Genomic DNA, 16,341 nt, shown 5'->3' with positions numbered 1-16,341 from the left:
ATGCCTCGTAGCCTGAAGAAGGGCCCGTTCGTCGACGGCCACCTGCAGAAGAAGGTGGACGCCGAAAACGAAAAGGGCTCGCACAACGTCATCAAGACCTGGTCGCGCCGGTCGATGATCGTGCCCGACATGATCGGTCACACCATCGCCGTGCACGACGGTCGCAAGCACGTTCCCGTCTTCGTGTCCGACTCGATGGTCGGCCACAAGCTCGGTGAATTTGCCCCGACCCGCACCTACCGCGGGCACGTGAAGGAAGACCGGAAGGGACGTCGTCGATGAGTGTCACAGAGCGTAAGCGCACCAGCGCACGCCGCGATTCGCTTCTCGGTGACCAGCCCGGCGCCTTCGCGAGCGCCCGCTTCGTGCGGATCACCCCGATGAAGGCCCGCCGTGTCGTCGACATGGTTCGCGGTCTGCCCGTCGAGGACGCCCTCGCGCTGCTGCAGTTCGCGCCGCAGTCGGCCGCCGAGACCGTGTTCAAGATCCTCGAGAGCGCCGTTGCGAACGCCGAGACCACCGAGGGGCTGGACGCCGGCACCCTGGTGATCTCGACCGCGATGGTCGACGAGGGTCCGACGATGAAGCGTTGGCGCCCGCGTGCGCAGGGCCGGGCCACCCGGATCAACAAGCGCACCAGCCACATCACTCTTGTTGTGCAGCCGGCGGACGTCGTCGCTGCGCAGAAGAACGTGAAGAAGGGACGGACTGCCTGATGGGGCAGAAAATCAACCCGAACGGCTTCCGCCTCGGCATCTCGACGGACCACAAGAGCCGTTGGTACGCCGACAAGCTGTACAAGTCGTACGTCGGTGAAGACGTCGCGATCCGCAAGCTGCTCTCCAAGGGCATGGAGCGGGCCGGCATCTCCAAGGTCGAGATCGAGCGCACCCGTGACCGTGTCCGCGTGGACATCCACACGGCCCGCCCGGGCATCGTCATCGGTCGCCGCGGCGCCGAGGCCGACCGCATCCGCGGCGAGCTCGAGAAGCTCACCGGCAAGCAGGTGCAGCTGAACATCCTCGAGGTCAAGAACCCCGAGGTCGACGCGCAGCTGGTCGCCCAGGGCGTTGCCGAGCAGCTCTCCGGCCGTGTCCAGTTCCGTCGTGCCATGCGCAAGGCGATCCAGACGTCCATGCGCTCCGGCGCCAAGGGCATCCGGATCCAGTGCTCGGGCCGACTGAACGGCGCGGAGATGTCGCGTACCGAGTTCTACCGCGAGGGTCGCGTGCCGCTGCACACCCTGCGTGCGGACATCGACTACGGCTTCTACGAGGCTCGCACCACCTTCGGCCGCATCGGCGTGAAGGTCTGGATCTACAAGGGCGAGGTCGCCGGCACCCGTGCCGAGCGCGAGGCGCAGGCTGCTGCCCGCGCCGGTGCCCCCGGTCGTGGCGGTCGTGGCGGCCGTGGCGGAGAGCGCCCGAGCCGTGGCTCGCGTGGCGACCGTCCCAACCGCTCGGACCGTTCGGCCACCGCCGAGGCGCCTGCCGCCGAGGCTCCCGCAGCCGAGGCCCCCGCGGCCGAGGCAACCGCTGCTACCTCTGGGGAGGCCTGAGCCATGTTGATGCCCCGTCGTGTCAAGCACCGCAAGCAGCACCACCCCAAGCGGACCGGTGCTGCCAAGGGTGGGACCCGCATCTCCTTCGGAGAGTACGGTCTCCAGGCGCTCGAGCCGTCCTACGTGACCAACCGTCAGATCGAGTCCGCTCGTATCGCGATGACCCGTCACATGAAGCGCGGCGGAAAGGTCTGGATCAACATCTACCCGGACCGCCCGCTGACCAAGAAGCCTGCCGAGACCCGCATGGGTTCCGGTAAGGGTTCCCCGGAGTGGTGGGTTGCCAACGTCAAGCCCGGCCGCGTCATGTTCGAACTCTCCGGTGTCACCGAAGAAGTTGCCCGCGAGGCCATGCGCCTTGCCGCGCACAAGCTTCCGATGAAGTGCCGGTTCATCTCGCGTGAGGTTGGTGAATTCTGATGAGCACCGCATTTGAACTCGACGACCTTTCCGGCGTCGACCTCGAAGCCAAGCTTCGGGAGGCCAAGGAGGAGCTCTTCAACCTCCGTTTCCAGGCGGCCACCGGCCAGCTGGAGAGCCACGGCCGGCTTCGCCTGGTCAAGAAGGACATCGCCCGGATCTACACCGTGGTGCGTGAGCGCGAGCTCGGCATTCGATCCGCCCCGGGCACCAGCACTGAGGCCGAGAAGGATGGTGGCGCCGCATGAGCGAGCAGACCGCAGTTGAGGCAGACCGCTCGAGCCGCAAGGTTCGCGAGGGTCTCGTCGTCAGCGACAAGATGGACAAGACCGTCGTGGTCAGCGTCGAGGACCGCGTGAAGCACGCGCTGTACGGCAAGGTCCTTCGCCGCAACAGCAAGCTCAAGGTCCACGACGAGCAGAACGAGTGCGGCATCGGCGACCGGGTCCTGATCATGGAGACCCGCCCCCTGTCGGCCACCAAGCGGTGGCGCCTCGTCGAGATCCTCGAAAAGGCCAAGTGATCGGAGGGCCTGCCAGGCCCTCACCAGCTCTACGTCAAATATCAGTTCGGCAAGGCTCACGCCCCGTTCGTCTCGGGATGGGCGCTGAGAACCGGCACGACATTCAGGAGAAAACCCGATGATCCAGCAGGAGTCGCGACTCAAGGTCGCCGACAACACCGGTGCGAAGGAAATCCTTTGCATCCGTGTTCTCGGTGGTTCTGGTCGGCGCTACGCCGGTATCGGCGACACCATCGTTGCCACCGTGAAGGACGCGATCCCCGGTGGCAACGTCAAGAAGGGTGACGTCGTCAAGGCTGTCGTCGTACGCACGGTGAAGGAGCGTCGTCGTCAGGACGGTTCCTACATCCGCTTCGACGAGAACGCAGCCGTGATCCTCAAGGCGGACGGCGAGCCGCGAGGTACCCGCATCTTCGGCCCCGTGGGTCGTGAGCTGCGCGAGAAGAAGTTCATGAAGATCATCTCGCTCGCCCCGGAGGTGCTGTGATGGGTAAGTCGCTGAACATCAAGAAGGGCGACACCGTCAAGGTGATCGCGGGCAAGGACAAGGGCGCCGAGGGCAAGGTCATCAGCGTTCTCCGTGACGAGGACCGCGTCATCGTCGAGGGCGTCAACCGCGTCAAGAAGCACGAGAAGGTCGTCAACCAGGGCAGCGGGAACACCGGTGGCATCGTGACCACCGAGGCCCCGATCCACGTCTCGAACGTGATGCTGGTCGAGGGTGACGGCGTCACCCGCATCGGCTTCCGTCGCGACGAGGTCACCAAGCGTCGCTCCGACGGTTCGACCTACACCGCTCAGCGCAGCGTCCGCGTCTCGCGCAAGACCGGTAAGGAAATCTGAGATGACTGAGACCCAGACCAACGCACCGCGTCTCAAGGCGCGCTACCGCGAAGAGATCGTTCCCGCCCTCCGGGCCGAGTTCGAGTTCGCGAACGTGATGCAGGTTCCCGGCCTGACCAAGATCGTGGTCAACATGGGCGTCGGCGAGGCTGCCCGCGACTCCAAGCTGATCGAGGGTGCGGTCAAGGACCTCACCGCGATCACCGGTCAGAAGCCGCAGGTCACGAAGGCCCGCAAGTCCATCGCGCAGTTCAAGCTGCGTGAGGGCATGCCGATCGGCGCGCACGTCACGCTGCGCGGCGACCGCATGTGGGAGTTCCTCGACCGCCTGCTGTCCTTGGCCCTGCCCCGCATCCGCGACTTCCGCGGCCTCAACGGCAACCAGTTCGACGGCCGTGGCAACTACACCTTCGGTCTGACCGAGCAGGTCATGTTCCACGAGATCGACCAGGACCGGATCGACCGGTCGCGCGGTATGGACATCACCGTCGTGACCACCGCCACCAATGACGATGAGGGTCGCGCGCTGCTCAAGCAGCTCGGCTTCCCCTTCAAGGAAGGCAACTGACATGGCGAAGACCGCCCTCAAGGTGAAGGCCGCCCGCAAGCCGAAGTTCGCTGTCCGCGGTTACACCCGCTGCCAGCGTTGTGGCCGGCCCAAGGCCGTCTACCGCAAGTTCGGCCTGTGCCGGATCTGCCTCCGGGAGATGGCGCACCGCGGCGAGCTGCCCGGCGTCACCAAGTCCTCCTGGTAAGACCCCAAACCAAAAACGATCGCTGAAGGTCGTGCCCGAGATGCGGGCACGAAACCACGGTGGAGAAAGGGCCAATCCGGCCATGACGATGACTGACCCGATCGCAGACATGCTCACGCGTCTGCGCAACGCCAACCAGGCGTTCCACGACTCGGTTGCCATGCCGTACAGCAAGCTCAAGGCGGGCGTTGCCGAGATCCTCCAGCAGGAGGGTTACATCACCTCCTTCGAGGTGAAGGACAACGTCTCAGCCGAGGGCGAGCCGGAGGTCGGCAAGACGCTGACCATCACGCTCAAGTACGGCCGCAACCGCGAGCGCTCCATTGCGGGCGTTCGCCGCATCAGCAAGCCCGGCCTGCGGGTCTACGCCAAGAGCACGGGCCTGCCCCGCGTCCTCGGCGGACTGGGGGTCGCGATCATCTCGACCAGCCAGGGCCTGCTGACCGACCGTCAGGCCAACAAGAAGGGCGTGGGTGGGGAAGTCCTCGCCTACGTCTGGTAGTCGGCACACCGAGAGCAAGGAAAGGTAGAGGAACAAGCATGTCGCGCATTGGCAAGCTCCCCATCACGCTCCCCTCGGGTGTCGACGTCCAGATCGAGCAGAGCCTCGTGACGGTCAAGGGCCCCAAGGGCAGCCTGAGCCACAACGTGGCCGCTCCCATCACCGTCGAGCGCGGTGAGGACGGCGTACTCGAGGTCAAGCGTCCGAACGACGAGCGCGAGAGCCGCTCGTTGCACGGTCTGACCCGCACCCTGATCAGCAACATGGTCGTGGGTGTCACCGAGGGCTACGAGAAGAAGCTCGAGATCGTCGGCGTGGGTTACCGCGTCCTGTCGAAGGGCCCGACCCAGCTGGAGTTCCAGCTCGGTTACTCCCACTCGATCACGTTCAACGCCCCCGAGGGCATCACGTTCACCGTGGAGGGACCGACCAAGCTCGGTGTCTCCGGGATCGACAAGCAGTTGGTCGGCGAGGTTGCGGCCAACATCCGCAAGCTGCGCAAGCCCGAGCCCTACAAGGGCAAGGGCGTTCGCTACGCGGGTGAGCACATCCGCCGCAAGGTCGGAAAGGCTGGTAAGTGACCATGGCGATCTCACTGAAGCACAACAAGCACACGGCCACCCGCACTGCGTCGCGTCTGCGTCGCCAGAAGCGTGGTCGCAAGAAGCTGCACGGTACGACGGAGCGCCCCCGCCTCGTCGTGACCCGTTCGACCAAGCACATCAGTGTTCAGGTCGTCGACGACCTGGTCGGCAAGACGCTCGCGTCGGCCTCGACCATGGAGAACGACCTGCGTGGTTTCGAAGGCGACAAGACTGCCAAGGCCAAGAAGGTCGGCGAGCTCGTTGCCGAGCGTGCCAAGGCAGCTGGCGTCGAGGGCGTGGTCTTCGACCGCGCTGGCAACCGTTACCACGGCCGCATCGCGGCCCTTGCCGATGGCGCCCGCGAGGGCGGCCTGACGTTCTGATCGCAAAGACAAGGAAGAGGTAGTTCTCATGAGCGGACCCCAGCGCGGACAGCGCGCCGGTGGTGAGCGCCAGGGTGGCGGTGACCGCCGTGGACGCGACGGTCGTGGAGGCCAGCAGGCCGACAAGACCGCGTACATCGAGCGCGTCGTTGCGATCAACCGTGTCGCCAAGGTCGTCAAGGGTGGTCGTCGCTTCAGCTTCACCGCCCTGGTGGTCGTCGGTGACGGCGAAGGCATGGTTGGTGTCGGTTACGGCAAGGCCAAGGAAGTTCCCGCGGCGATCGCCAAGGGCGTGGAGGAAGCCAAGAAGAACTTCTTCAAGGTTCCCCGCGTCCAGGGCACCATCCCGCACCCGGTGCAGGGCGAGAAGGCGGCTGGCGTCGTCATGCTCCGTCCGGCAGCCCCCGGTACCGGTGTCATTGCCGGTGGTCCGGTGCGCGCGGTGCTCGAAGCCGCCGGCATCCACGACATCCTGAGCAAGTCGCTCGGTTCCTCGAACCAGATCAACATCGTGCACGCGACCGTCGAGGCGCTGCGCATGCTGGAAGAGCCCGAGGCTGTTGCCGCCCGTCGTGGCCTGACCGTCGAGCAGGTGGCCCCGGCCGCCCTGCTCAAGGCTCGGGCGGAGGTGGCCCAGTAATGGCTCAGCTCAAGGTCGAGCAGAAGAAGTCCACGATCGGCTGCAAGGCGAACCAGCGCGAGACCCTGCGCTCGCTCGGCCTGAAGCGGATCGGCGACGTGGTCGTGAAGGAGGACCGTCCCGAGATCCGTGGGATGGTCCAGACCGTGCGCCACCTCGTGACCGTTGAGGAAGTGAACTGACATGACGCTCAAGCTGCACCACTTGCGTCCTGCCCCCGGTGCCAAGACCGCCAAGACCCGTGTTGGTCGTGGTGAGGGCTCCAAGGGCAAGACCGCGGGCCGCGGTACCAAGGGCACCAAGGCGCGTTACCAGGTTCCGGTTGCCTTCGAGGGTGGCCAGATGCCCCTGCACATGCGTCTGCCGAAGCTCAAGGGCTTCAAGAACCCCTTCAAGGTGGAGTTCCAGGTCGTCAACCTCGACCGCATCTCGGAGCTCTTCCCCGAGGGTGGCACCATCACCGTCGAAGACCTGATCAGCAAGGGTGCCGTCCGCGACGGTCACCCGGTGAAGGTTCTCGGCCAGGGTGACATCTCCGTCGCCGTCCAGGTGAGCGCGAACGCGTTCTCCGGTTCGGCCAAGGAGAAGATCGAGGCCGCTGGCGGCTCGGTCACGGTGCTCTGATCGAACATTCGTAGTACAGGCGAGGGGCCCGGATTCGTCCGGCGCCCCTCGCCCTGTCTCGACTGCGGGCGGCATTGAGTTGCCTGTTAGGCTTCCCCGAGTTCTGGCCCGGCCGGGGCAGTGTGGTCATCTCGACAGGCTCGACACAGCGCTCGACGAGCTCGATCACCGACTGACTTGAGAAAGAGGATCACGTGCTAGGCGCGTTCGCCAACGCTTTCCGGACACCGGACCTGCGACGCAAGTTGCTCTTCGTCCTGGGGATCATCGTGATCTTCCGGTTCGGCTCGACCTTCCCTGCACCCGGTGTGAACACCGCGAACGTGCAGTCCTGCATCAGTGACGTCCAGGACAACTCGGTCTACAGCCTGATCAACCTGTTCTCCGGTGGAGCGCTCCTGCAGCTCACCGTCTTCGCGCTGGGCATCATGCCCTACATCACCGCCTCCATCATCCTGCAGCTGCTCGTCGTGGTCATCCCGCGGCTCGAAGCGCTCAAGAAGGAGGGGCAGTCCGGCCAGACGAAGATCACCCAGTACACCCGTTACCTCACGCTCGCGCTCGCGCTGCTCCAGGCCACCGGCATCGTGGCCCTGGCCCGCAACCGCCAGCTGCTGCAGGGCTGTGAGCTCCCGCTCCTGCACAAGGAAGACACCCAGACGTTCCTCGTCATGGTGATCACCATGACCGCCGGCACCGCCGTGATCATGTGGCTCGGTGAGCTGATCACCGAGCGCGGCATCGGCAACGGCATGTCGATCCTCATCTTCACCCAGGTCGTGGCGACGTTCCCGGGTGCCTTGTGGGGCGTGCAGACCAGCAAGGGCTGGCTGACCTTCTCCATCGTCATGGTCATCGGCCTGATCCTGGTCGCGGCCGTCATCTTCATCGAGCAGGCCCAGCGCCGCATCCCGGTGCAATACGCCCGGCGCATGGTCGGCCGCAAGATGTTCGGCGGCAGCTCGACGTACATCCCGCTCAAGGTGAACCAGGCCGGCATCATCCCGGTCATCTTCGCCTCGTCGCTGATGTACCTCCCCGCCATGGCGGTGCAGTTCAACCAGGGCAAGGCCGACCAGCCGGGCTGGATCAACTGGGTCCAGAAGTACCTCGTCGACGGCAGCCACCCGGGCTACATGGCGATCTACTTCCTGCTCATCATCTTCTTCACCTACTTCTACGTCTCGATCACCTTCGACCCGAAGGAAGTCGCGGACAACATGAAGAAGTACGGCGGCTTCATTCCCGGCATCCGTGCGGGCAAGCCGACCGAGGACTACCTGTCCTACGTCCTGTCCCGGATCACCTTCCCGGGCGCGCTTTACCTCGGTCTCATCTCGCTGATCCCCCTGATCGCCTTCGCAGTGATCCAGGCCAGCCAGAACTTCCCGTTCGGCGGAACCTCCATCTTGATCATGGTTGGCGTCGCGCTCGACACGGTGAAGCAGATCGAGAGCCAGCTCCAGCAGCGCAACTATGAAGGATTCCTCCGCTGATGACCTCCAACCTCAAGGGAATGCGCATCATCCTGATGGGCCCGCCGGGTGCCGGCAAGGGCACGCAGGCCAAGGTGATTGCCAACCACTTCGGTATCCCCGCCATCTCCACCGGTGACATCTTCCGCGCCAACGTGGCCGGCAAGACCCCGCTCGGCGTCGACGCCCAGCGCTACATGGACGCCGGCGAGTACGTCCCCGACGAGCTCACCAACGCCATGGTGCGCGACCGTCTGGCCCAGCCCGACGCGGAGCCCGGGTTCCTGCTCGACGGCTACCCGCGCACGCTCGCCCAGGTCGAGGAGCTCGACGAGATGGTCGGCGAGGGCCACCCGGTCAACGCGGTCGTCGTACTCACCGCCGACAAGGAAGAGCTGATCTCGCGGCTGCTCCAGCGTGCCCAGATCGAAGGCCGCGCCGATGACACCGAAGAGGTGATCCGTCGCCGCCAGGAGGTCTACACCGAGCAGACCGCACCCCTGATCGAGGTGTACGGCGGCCGCGGACTCGTCGTCGACGTCGACGGCATGGGCGAGATCGACGCCGTGACGCACCGCATCTTCGACGCCCTCGAGTCCCGAGGCAGCTGACCCGATCGTGTTCGAGCGCGGGATCCAGATCAAGACCCCCGAGCAGATCGAGAAGATGCGGGTCGCCGGCCTGCTCGTGGGGGAGACCCTCGAGCTGCTGCGCCGGTCCGCCAAGGTCGGGGTCACGACTGGTGAGCTCGACGCGATCGCCGAGGACAACATCCGGTCCGGCGGCGGCATCCCCTCGTTCAAGGGGTACGCCGACCCGCCGTTCCCGGCCTCGATCTGCGCCTCGGTCAACGATGAGGTCGTGCACGGCATCCCGGGCGACCGGGCGCTGGCCGAGGGCGACATCATCTCGATCGACTGCGGCGCGATCGTCGACGGTTGGCACGGTGACGCGGCCGTCACGGTCGCCATCGGCGAGGTCCCTGCCGACGTCGCCGAGCTGATGCGGGTCACCGAGGAGTCCATGTGGCGCGGCTTCGCGGCCGCACGCCTGGGTGGCAAGGTCGGCGACATCTCCCACGCGGTCGAGAGCTATGTGCGCTCGCAGGGCGACTACGGCATCCTCGAGGACTTCACCGGCCACGGCATCGGCACCGAGATGCACCAGCCGCCCAACGTCCCCAACGTCGGACGGCGTGGTCGCGGACCCAAGATCGTGCGTGGGCTGGCCCTGGCCGTCGAGCCGATGGTCACCCTCGGCACCAAGCGCACCGCGGTGCTCGACGACGACTGGACCATCGTCACCACCGACGGCAGCTGGGCCGCCCACTACGAGCACACCTTCACCCTCACACCCGACGGTGCGTGGATCCTGACCGCACTCGACGGCGGCCAGGCCAAGCTCGCTGAACTGGGTGTCCCGTACGGCGGACGCTGACCGATTCGGTTAGCGTGGGCCGCGACGTAGACGATCCGGGACAGGTTGGAGCGCATGGGCACCATGGCACATCAGCCCGCCATGCTGTCGACCCTCCGGGTGACCGTCGCCGGTCAGACGCGTGAGTTCGCCGACGCGGTGGTGACGGTCGGTCGCGACGGGCAGGCGTTGATCTCGCTGCCGCACCCCGACGTGTCACGCCGGCACGCGGAGTTCCGGCGTACCCGCCAGGGCTGGGTGCTGGTCGACCTCGAGTCCACCAACGGCACCTGCATCGGGTCGCGTCCGATCTCGCAGGAGCTGCTGCCCGCGGGGCATCCGGTGACCGTGGTCGTCGGCGGCACCGAGGGCCCCGCCTTCGAGGTGGAGGTGGTCCCGGCTCCGCTCACGAACCCGGGCACCAGCACCGGTCAGCCGGGCGCGCAGCAGTCGCCGATGCCACAGTCCCCGGCCGCACAGTCCCCGGCGCCACAGTTCCCGCCCCCGCAGACACAGCAGCCGGACGCAGGCCGGGCAGGCACGGGCCCGTCGACGTACCCGCCGCAGGCCGGGGTCCCGCCGATGTCGTACCCGGGACCGAACCAGCCCCAGCAGTTCCAGCCGCCGCCGATGGCACCCGGGGCACCGACCCAGCCGTGGTACCCCGCGGGCGAGAGCTCGATCCCGCTGGCGCCGCCGGGCCAGATGGTGCACGGCCAGACGGTCATCCCGTCCAACCAGCCGCAGGGTCGGGTGCTGACCATCGGCCGTTCGCGCACGTGCGACGTGGTGATCGACGACCCCCTGGTGTCGCGGCAGCACGCCACGATCGCGCTCGGCAACGTCGCCGTACTCCACGACCTCGGCAGCTTCAACGGCACCTTCGTCAACGGCCACCGACTGGCCGGCAGCACCCCGTTGAACCCGGGTGACGAGGTCATCTTCGGCAACCAGACCTTCAGCTGGACCGGCGCCAACCTGTCGGTGCGAGCCACCCGTACCGACCTCACCCTGTTCGCCGAGAACCTCACCACGGTGGCCAAGGGTGGCAAGCGGCTGCTCGAAGGCATGTCGTTCGAGCTCGGGCCGTCCAGCCTGACGGCGGTGATCGGCCCGTCCGGCGCGGGCAAGTCGACCCTGCTGGGAGCGCTGACCGGCTCCAACCCGGCCACGCACGGCCAAGTCATCTGGCAGGGTCAGGACCTCTACACGCACTACGAACAGCTCCGCTTCCAGATCGGCCTGGTGCCGCAGTCCGACATCCAGCACCCGCAGCTGACCGTGCGCCAGGGCCTGTCGTACGCCGCGATGCTGCGGCTCCCTCCCGACACCACGGCCGCCGAGCGAGCCAGCCGGGTGCAGCGCGTCGTGGGCCAGATGCAGCTCGAGCGCCAGATCGACAACCGCATCGGCACCCAGCTCTCCGGTGGCCAGCGCAAGCGGGTGTCCATCGCGACCGAGCTGCTCACCGCACCGCCGCTGCTCTTCCTCGACGAGCCCACCTCCGGGCTGGACCCGGGCCTGGACCGCGACGTCATGCACCAGCTCCGCACCCTCGCTGACGAAGGTCGCGTCGTGATGGTGGTGACCCACTCCGTGCTGGCGCTCGACGTGTGCGACAACGTGCTGGTGCTCGCGCCCGGTGGGCGTCGTGCGTACTTCGGGCCGCCCGACGGCGTGCTCGCGCACTTCGGTTGCAGGGACTACCCGCAGGTGTTCGACCTGCTCGACGAGCCCGACCTGTGGCAGCGCATCCCGGCCCCTCCGGCGCCCGTCGAGACCGGCCGCCTGCCGGCGATGAATGCCGGCGTCACCCAGCCGCCGCTCCAGTCGATGAGCCGGCAGTACTGGACGCTGGTCCGCCGCAACCTGGCGGTGACCGTCTCCGACCGACTCCTGTTGATGATGCTGCTGTTGCTGCCCCTGGTGCTCGGCGGCCTGAGTCGCGTCGTACCCGGCGACGACGGATTCAGCATCGCGCGGACGATCAACGAGCGCGGCATGATGGACCACAAGGAAGCCCTGACCAGGCTCACGATCCTGATCATGGCCGCCGCCCTGATGGGGACGGCGGTCACGATCCGGGAGCTGGTCGGCGAGCGGCCGATCTTCCAGCGCGAGTACGCCGTGGGCCTGTCTCCCGGCATGTACCTCCTCAGCAAGGTCAGCGTCCTCGGCACCGCGTGCTTCTTGCAGGGCATGCTGGTCACCTGGATCGCCACCGTCGGCCTGCCCGGTCCCGACAAGGACGGCGCTCTGGGCATGGGCAACTTCGAGGTGGCGCTGGCCATCGGTGGACTGTCCTTCGCGATGGCGGTGCTCGGGCTCGCGGTCTCGGCCGTGGTGACCTCCAACGAACAGACCATGCCGGCGCTGGTCGGCCTGGTGATGGTGCAGCTCGTGCTGTGCGGTGCACTCGTGCCCGTCGCCGGACGCGCCGTACTCGAGCAGCTCGCCTGGCTGGCACCGGCGCGGTGGGCGTTCGCGGCCACCGCCGCGGTCGTCGATCTCGACAAGGCCAAGCGCGGCCTGCCGAAGGACGAACGAGACCTCGACTCGCTCTACGACCAGACCGTCGCGCAGTGGATCCTCGACATGAGCATGCTCTGGATCCTGGCCGCGATCATCCTCGCCGTCTCCTTCTGGCTGGTCCGCCGCAGCGCCACCCCCCGACACTGACCTCCGGCCGGCCTCGCTGGTCGAGGCGGTCGGGCGCGGGCGCAAGCTCCTCGACCACCAACAATCCGGTGCTCGCGCATCAACAACCCACGGCTCGCGCATCAACAACCCACGGTTCGCGGAGGAGGGGGAGAAAAAGTTCGGGGTTGGTGCAACATGGGGAGGCTCCGGGGCGTGAGATGTGCATGGATGTGGTGGTGGCAGATCTCGAGTTCGACGAATGGGTGAGTGCGCGGGTGCCCGCGTTGCTCCGGTTCGCCTACCTCGTCACCGGAAGCCGTGAGGCCGCCGACGACGTGCTCCAGAGCGTGTTGACCAGGTCGTTCGAGCGGTGGGGCACGGTGCGTCGTACCGACGATCCCGACGCCTACGTGCGGCGGATGATCATCAACGAGAACGTCACGTCGTGGCGCCGCTGGGGCAAGCGACAGTCCCCGGTGGCCGAGGTCTTCGACATTGCGCGTACGCCCGACCCGGCCGAAGGCGTCAGCAACGCCGATGCGGTCTGGCGGGTGTGCCAGGCGCTGCCGGAGCGACAGCGTGCCGCCGTGGTGCTCCGTTTCTACGAGGACCTCAGCGACCGCGAGATCGCGGCGATCCTCGAGTGCTCCGAGTCGACCGTCCGCTCCCAGATCCACCGTGCACTGTCGGCCCTCCGGGTCGAACTCGAACGGCAGGAGGCCGGCGATGACTGAGAAGTACACCGAGCAGGATCTCGAACGGATCATGCGACAGGGCCTGGCCGAACGGGCCGAGGAGGCCGCGGACTCCCTCGAGGAACCGCTGGCCACGCGCCCGGGCCGCCGACGCAACTGGCTCGCCGCGGCAGCCGTCGCGGCCGCACTGGTGGTCGGCGTACCACTGGCCTGGCAGGCGATCGACCGTGACGACACGGGACCGACCGGCGGCGACGAGGTGGCCACCGACGACGGGGGACCGCCCGCGTGGCGGGTCGAGTCGTACGGCGGCGTGCAGGTGCGCGTCCCACCCAGCTGGGGATGGGGTGGCGCGCCGATGCGCAACGTGGACCCGGGCGACGATCGACCTCTCGACTGTGGTGCTGCCGCCTTCGTGCGACCCGGCAGCTCCGACTACGAGTTCATCCCGAAGAACACGCCGTATGTCGGACGTCCGGTGATGATGACCGACGCCTGCACGGTCCTCACCGGGCGCGAGCTGTCGGAGCTTGGTGTGCCGACGTCGGATTCGGTCTGGCTGGACGCGGTGGGTGTGCAGCCAGGGACGGTGGACGTCGGCAACGGCTATGTCCGCGAGACGGTGAAGGTCGGGGACGACACGGTCACGGTCACGAGCGACGATCCCGAGCTCCGCACGAAGATCTTGGCCACGGCGGAGTCGGTCGAGGTGGACGCCAACGGCTGTGCCACCGACGCCACGTGGGACGACGTGCCCGACGGCACACTGCGCGAGATCGAGCCGGAGTCCCTGTCCGTGTGCAGCTACATGACCTATCGCGGCGAGACCACGCTGGTCTGGTCGGCACGACGCGACACGGACGACGCGGCGCAGTACGCCCAGGTCGTGGAGGAGTCGTCGGCGAACTACGACCCGATCCGGCCGTGCACCGAGCAGCCCGACGGCGAGTGGTTGGCGATCGGCGTCAACGGCGCCGGTGGCAAGACCGCGTGGACCGGCGTGGTGATGGGGGAGTGCGCGCAGATCCTGTGGCACTACAAGGCGCAGGGCGATCCCGAGTCGCTCGCCGCCTCACCTGTGGTTCCGCGGACGGTGGCGCCCTGGGCCAGTTCCTGGACCCGCGGCTACCTTGCCGGGCCCGTCAACTGGGGTGAGTACGCCGGCAAGGACGGCGAGGGAATGTTCCGCGGTCTCCTCGGTTGACCTGTCGCTTGTTCTGATCGACCTGTCGTGAATACGGATTGACCCGTCGCTTGTTCCAGAACTGGCGACAGGTCAACACGAACTCACGACGGGTCGCTGGAATAGGGGCGGTGCGGACGTCGTTGGGCCGGGTGTGACGTCACCTGCTCCTGCCCTGTCCGTGCTCGACCTGGTGCCCGTGCGCACCGACCAGACGACTGCCGACGCCGTCGCCGCCACCCGAGGCCTGGCCCGGGTGGCAGACGAGACCGGCTACCGGCGCTACTGGGTGGCCGAGCACCACAACATGCCGGCCGTCGCAGCGACGAACCCGCCGGTGATGATCGCCCTGCTGGCGGCGGCCACGGAGCGGATCAGGGTCGGCTCCGGCGGCGTGATGCTGCCGAACCACGCGCCGCTCGTGGTCGCCGAGCAGTTCGCCCTCCTCGAGGCCGCGTTCCCCGGCCGCATCGACCTCGGCATCGGACGCGCGCCGGGCACCGACCCGGTGACCAGCTTCGCCCTGCGCCACGGCGCCGGCGGGGTCGGTGAGGACGCGGTCGAGCGGTTCCCCGAGTACGTCGAGAACATCGTCGCGATGATGGACGAGGGCGGCGTCGGCCTGTCCGTTGCGGGACGTACCCATGAGCTGCGGGCCACGCCCCGGGCCGCGTCGCGGGCGACCGTGTGGCTGCTCGGCTCCTCCGACTACTCGGCCCGCCTCGCCGCCAGCCAGGGCCTGCCCTACGTCTTCGCGCACCACTTCTCGGGCCGCGGTACGGCGGAGGCCCTCGAGCTCTACCGGTCGACGTACCGGCCCTCGCCCGAGAACCCCGAGCCCCGCACCTTCCTGACCGTGAACGCCTCCGTCGCCGAGACGACCGAGGAGGCCGAGCGACTCGCGCTCCCGCAGCTGCACGCGATGCTCACCCTCCGCACAGGAGGGCAGCTCCGGCCCCAGCTGCTGGTCGAGGAGGCCGAGGCGATCGGCTTCCCCGACGCGCACCTGCCACTGGTCAACGGCATGCGCGGCCGCTGGGTCATCGGTGACCCGGCCACCGCCGCCGAGCGCATCGCGGACCTGGCCGCGGAGTTCGACGTCGACGAGGTCATGGTGCACCCCGTCGCCGGGTCGTACGTCGGCGAGCCGGTCGACTCCGCAGCCACCCGTGAGGCGACCCTCAGGCACCTGGCCGCGGCGATTCCCGCGTTCGTGGGCTGAGCCTCGAGGCTGAACCGGCCGAACCGGCCTGATTAGGGATGTCGGCGCCCACCAACTAGACTGGTGCGTCGGCCCAACGTGGGTCTGTTTCGTGGTGCCTCGCGGCTGCCCGGACATCGAGTTTCCTCACCCCCGGGTGAGGGAGTGTGTCTGGGGAAAATGAGGCCCATGCGGCGGTTCACGAGGTCCACTTCCACTCACGTGGGAGAGGTTCCCGGGCCAGCTGGGACCGGCCATCCGGTCGCAGTGCACCACGGTAGACGTATCCGTTACAACAGATTGTGGAGGACATGCCGAAGAAAGAAGGCGTGATCGAACTCGAGGGCACCATCACTGAGGCCCTTCCGAATGCCATGTTCCGTGTTGAGCTCAGCAACGGACACAAGGTTCTCGCCCACATCAGCGGCAAGATGCGCCAGCACTACATCCGCATCCTCCCCGAGGACCGGGTCGTGGTGGAGCTTTCGCCGTACGACCTCACTCGCGGTCGGATCGTCTACCGCTACAAGTGATCGCAACCGGTCGCGCCTGCGTGACCGGGTCGGTGGCTTGTGCCAGCCGAATTCAAACCGAAAGGACCGTCCTCGTGAAGGTCAAGCCGAGCGTCGGCAAGATGTGTGACAAGTGCAAGGTGATTCGTCGCCACGGCCGCGTCATGGTCATCTGCGAGAACCCGCGCCACAAGCAGCGCCAGGGTTAGGTCGCAACAGCGACCAACCCACACAACTGAACACCAAGACAACGTGATCGCTTAGGCCTCAGGGCCGAAACCACCTCCGGAGCAGAAGGCCGGGGCCTGGCACTCGTCAGGGCGCGACACGACCGAAACCTCTGTGAACTACCGAAGGGCGCAAGCTCTTCACAGAAAGGGCCAT

General features: G+C 67.2%; 25 protein-coding genes. All 25 read left to right on the top strand.

Features of this window, described 5'->3' with window-relative positions:
• The 25 genes from rpsS to rpmJ all read left to right on the top strand — a co-directional run bounded on the left by rpsS (position 1) and on the right by rpmJ (position 16,166).
• Positions 1-282: a 30S ribosomal protein S19 gene (gene rpsS / locus ASH02_RS13265; protein ID WP_056681770.1), complete on the top strand. Its 282-nt coding sequence runs from the start codon at positions 1-3 to the stop codon at positions 280-282.
• A complete protein-coding gene (gene rplV / locus ASH02_RS13260; protein WP_082563813.1) occupies positions 279-716 on the top strand; it encodes a 50S ribosomal protein L22 in 438 nt (145 codons plus the stop codon). The genes rpsS and rplV overlap by 4 nt, the downstream gene beginning before the upstream one ends.
• Positions 716-1,558, top strand: coding sequence for a 30S ribosomal protein S3 (rpsC, locus tag ASH02_RS13255; RefSeq protein WP_056681767.1), 843 nt, complete (start codon positions 716-718; stop codon positions 1,556-1,558). Before rplV ends, rpsC begins: the two co-directional genes overlap by 1 nt.
• Before the next feature lie 3 nt (positions 1,559-1,561).
• Complete coding sequence (gene rplP, locus ASH02_RS13250; protein ID WP_056681764.1) at positions 1,562-1,981, top strand: 50S ribosomal protein L16; 420 nt, start codon at positions 1,562-1,564, stop codon at positions 1,979-1,981.
• Positions 1,981-2,229 carry a 50S ribosomal protein L29 gene (rpmC, locus tag ASH02_RS13245; protein ID WP_056681761.1) on the top strand — a complete coding sequence of 83 codons (249 nt, stop codon included), beginning with the start codon at positions 1,981-1,983 and terminating at the stop codon, positions 2,227-2,229. Before rplP ends, rpmC begins: the two co-directional genes overlap by 1 nt.
• Positions 2,226-2,504 (top strand): 30S ribosomal protein S17, encoded by a 279-nt coding sequence (gene rpsQ, locus ASH02_RS13240; RefSeq protein WP_056681758.1) that lies wholly within the window; start codon positions 2,226-2,228, stop codon positions 2,502-2,504. Before rpmC ends, rpsQ begins: the two co-directional genes overlap by 4 nt.
• A 118-nt stretch (positions 2,505-2,622) precedes the next feature.
• Complete coding sequence (gene rplN / locus ASH02_RS13235; RefSeq protein ID WP_056681755.1) at positions 2,623-2,991, top strand: 50S ribosomal protein L14; 369 nt, start codon at positions 2,623-2,625, stop codon at positions 2,989-2,991.
• Positions 2,991-3,347 carry a 50S ribosomal protein L24 gene (rplX, locus tag ASH02_RS13230; RefSeq protein ID WP_056681752.1) on the top strand — a complete coding sequence of 119 codons (357 nt, stop codon included), beginning with the start codon at positions 2,991-2,993 and terminating at the stop codon, positions 3,345-3,347. Before rplN ends, rplX begins: the two co-directional genes overlap by 1 nt.
• A 1-nt stretch (position 3,348) precedes the next feature.
• Positions 3,349-3,915 (top strand): 50S ribosomal protein L5, encoded by a 567-nt coding sequence (gene rplE / locus ASH02_RS13225; protein WP_056681750.1) that lies wholly within the window; start codon positions 3,349-3,351, stop codon positions 3,913-3,915.
• A 1-nt stretch (position 3,916) separates the two neighbouring features.
• Positions 3,917-4,102, top strand: coding sequence for a type Z 30S ribosomal protein S14 (locus ASH02_RS13220; protein WP_011757321.1), 186 nt, complete (start codon positions 3,917-3,919; stop codon positions 4,100-4,102).
• Between the two features lie 82 nt (positions 4,103-4,184).
• A complete protein-coding gene (gene rpsH / locus ASH02_RS13215) occupies positions 4,185-4,604 on the top strand; it encodes a 30S ribosomal protein S8 (RefSeq protein ID WP_056681747.1) in 420 nt (139 codons plus the stop codon).
• A gap of 38 nt (positions 4,605-4,642) precedes the next feature.
• Complete coding sequence (gene rplF, locus ASH02_RS13210) at positions 4,643-5,185, top strand: 50S ribosomal protein L6 (protein ID WP_056681744.1); 543 nt, start codon at positions 4,643-4,645, stop codon at positions 5,183-5,185.
• Positions 5,186-5,187: 2 nt separating this feature from the next.
• Positions 5,188-5,571 (top strand): 50S ribosomal protein L18, encoded by a 384-nt coding sequence (gene rplR, locus ASH02_RS13205; RefSeq protein WP_056681741.1) that lies wholly within the window; start codon positions 5,188-5,190, stop codon positions 5,569-5,571.
• Positions 5,572-5,599: 28 nt separating this feature from the next.
• Complete coding sequence (gene rpsE / locus ASH02_RS13200; RefSeq protein ID WP_056681737.1) at positions 5,600-6,211, top strand: 30S ribosomal protein S5; 612 nt, start codon at positions 5,600-5,602, stop codon at positions 6,209-6,211.
• Positions 6,211-6,393 carry a 50S ribosomal protein L30 gene (rpmD, locus tag ASH02_RS13195; protein WP_056681735.1) on the top strand — a complete coding sequence of 61 codons (183 nt, stop codon included), beginning with the start codon at positions 6,211-6,213 and terminating at the stop codon, positions 6,391-6,393. Before rpsE ends, rpmD begins: the two co-directional genes overlap by 1 nt.
• A 1-nt stretch (position 6,394) precedes the next feature.
• Entirely contained in the window at positions 6,395-6,835 is a 441-nt protein-coding gene (rplO, locus tag ASH02_RS13190) for a 50S ribosomal protein L15 (RefSeq protein ID WP_056890012.1), read from the top strand.
• A 194-nt stretch (positions 6,836-7,029) separates the two neighbouring features.
• Positions 7,030-8,331: a preprotein translocase subunit SecY gene (gene secY, locus ASH02_RS13185; protein ID WP_056681725.1), complete on the top strand. Its 1,302-nt coding sequence runs from the start codon at positions 7,030-7,032 to the stop codon at positions 8,329-8,331.
• A gap of 20 nt (positions 8,332-8,351) precedes the next feature.
• Positions 8,352-8,921 carry an adenylate kinase gene (locus ASH02_RS13180; protein ID WP_056684915.1) on the top strand — a complete coding sequence of 190 codons (570 nt, stop codon included), beginning with the start codon at positions 8,352-8,354 and terminating at the stop codon, positions 8,919-8,921.
• Between the two features lie 4 nt (positions 8,922-8,925).
• Positions 8,926-9,747, top strand: coding sequence for a type I methionyl aminopeptidase (map, locus tag ASH02_RS13175; RefSeq protein WP_056681722.1), 822 nt, complete (start codon positions 8,926-8,928; stop codon positions 9,745-9,747).
• A gap of 54 nt (positions 9,748-9,801) precedes the next feature.
• The gene (locus ASH02_RS13170) at positions 9,802-12,405 is read left to right on the top strand and encodes an FHA domain-containing protein (protein ID WP_082563812.1); all 2,604 of its coding nucleotides are present in this window, start codon (positions 9,802-9,804) and stop codon (positions 12,403-12,405) included.
• A 197-nt stretch (positions 12,406-12,602) separates the two neighbouring features.
• Positions 12,603-13,100, top strand: a complete 498-nt coding sequence (locus tag ASH02_RS13165; RefSeq protein ID WP_235529947.1) for a SigE family RNA polymerase sigma factor — start codon at positions 12,603-12,605, stop codon at positions 13,098-13,100.
• The gene (locus ASH02_RS13160) at positions 13,093-14,265 is read left to right on the top strand and encodes a hypothetical protein (RefSeq protein WP_056681717.1); all 1,173 of its coding nucleotides are present in this window, start codon (positions 13,093-13,095) and stop codon (positions 14,263-14,265) included. The genes ASH02_RS13165 and ASH02_RS13160 overlap by 8 nt, the downstream gene beginning before the upstream one ends.
• A gap of 133 nt (positions 14,266-14,398) precedes the next feature.
• Positions 14,399-15,466 carry an LLM class flavin-dependent oxidoreductase gene (locus tag ASH02_RS13155; protein WP_200951150.1) on the top strand — a complete coding sequence of 356 codons (1,068 nt, stop codon included), beginning with the start codon at positions 14,399-14,401 and terminating at the stop codon, positions 15,464-15,466.
• A 290-nt stretch (positions 15,467-15,756) separates the two neighbouring features.
• Entirely contained in the window at positions 15,757-15,978 is a 222-nt protein-coding gene (gene infA / locus ASH02_RS13150) for a translation initiation factor IF-1 (protein ID WP_026145687.1), read from the top strand.
• Positions 15,979-16,052: 74 nt separating this feature from the next.
• Complete coding sequence (rpmJ, locus tag ASH02_RS13145; RefSeq protein WP_056681713.1) at positions 16,053-16,166, top strand: 50S ribosomal protein L36; 114 nt, start codon at positions 16,053-16,055, stop codon at positions 16,164-16,166.
• Positions 16,167-16,341 lie beyond the last annotated feature (175 nt).

The organism is Nocardioides sp. Soil796, from assembly GCF_001429525.1.
Lineage (GTDB): Bacteria > Actinomycetota > Actinomycetes > Propionibacteriales > Nocardioidaceae > Nocardioides.
The sequence above is the reverse complement of the archived record's forward strand: the minus strand, read 5'-3'. Positions and strand labels throughout refer to the sequence as shown.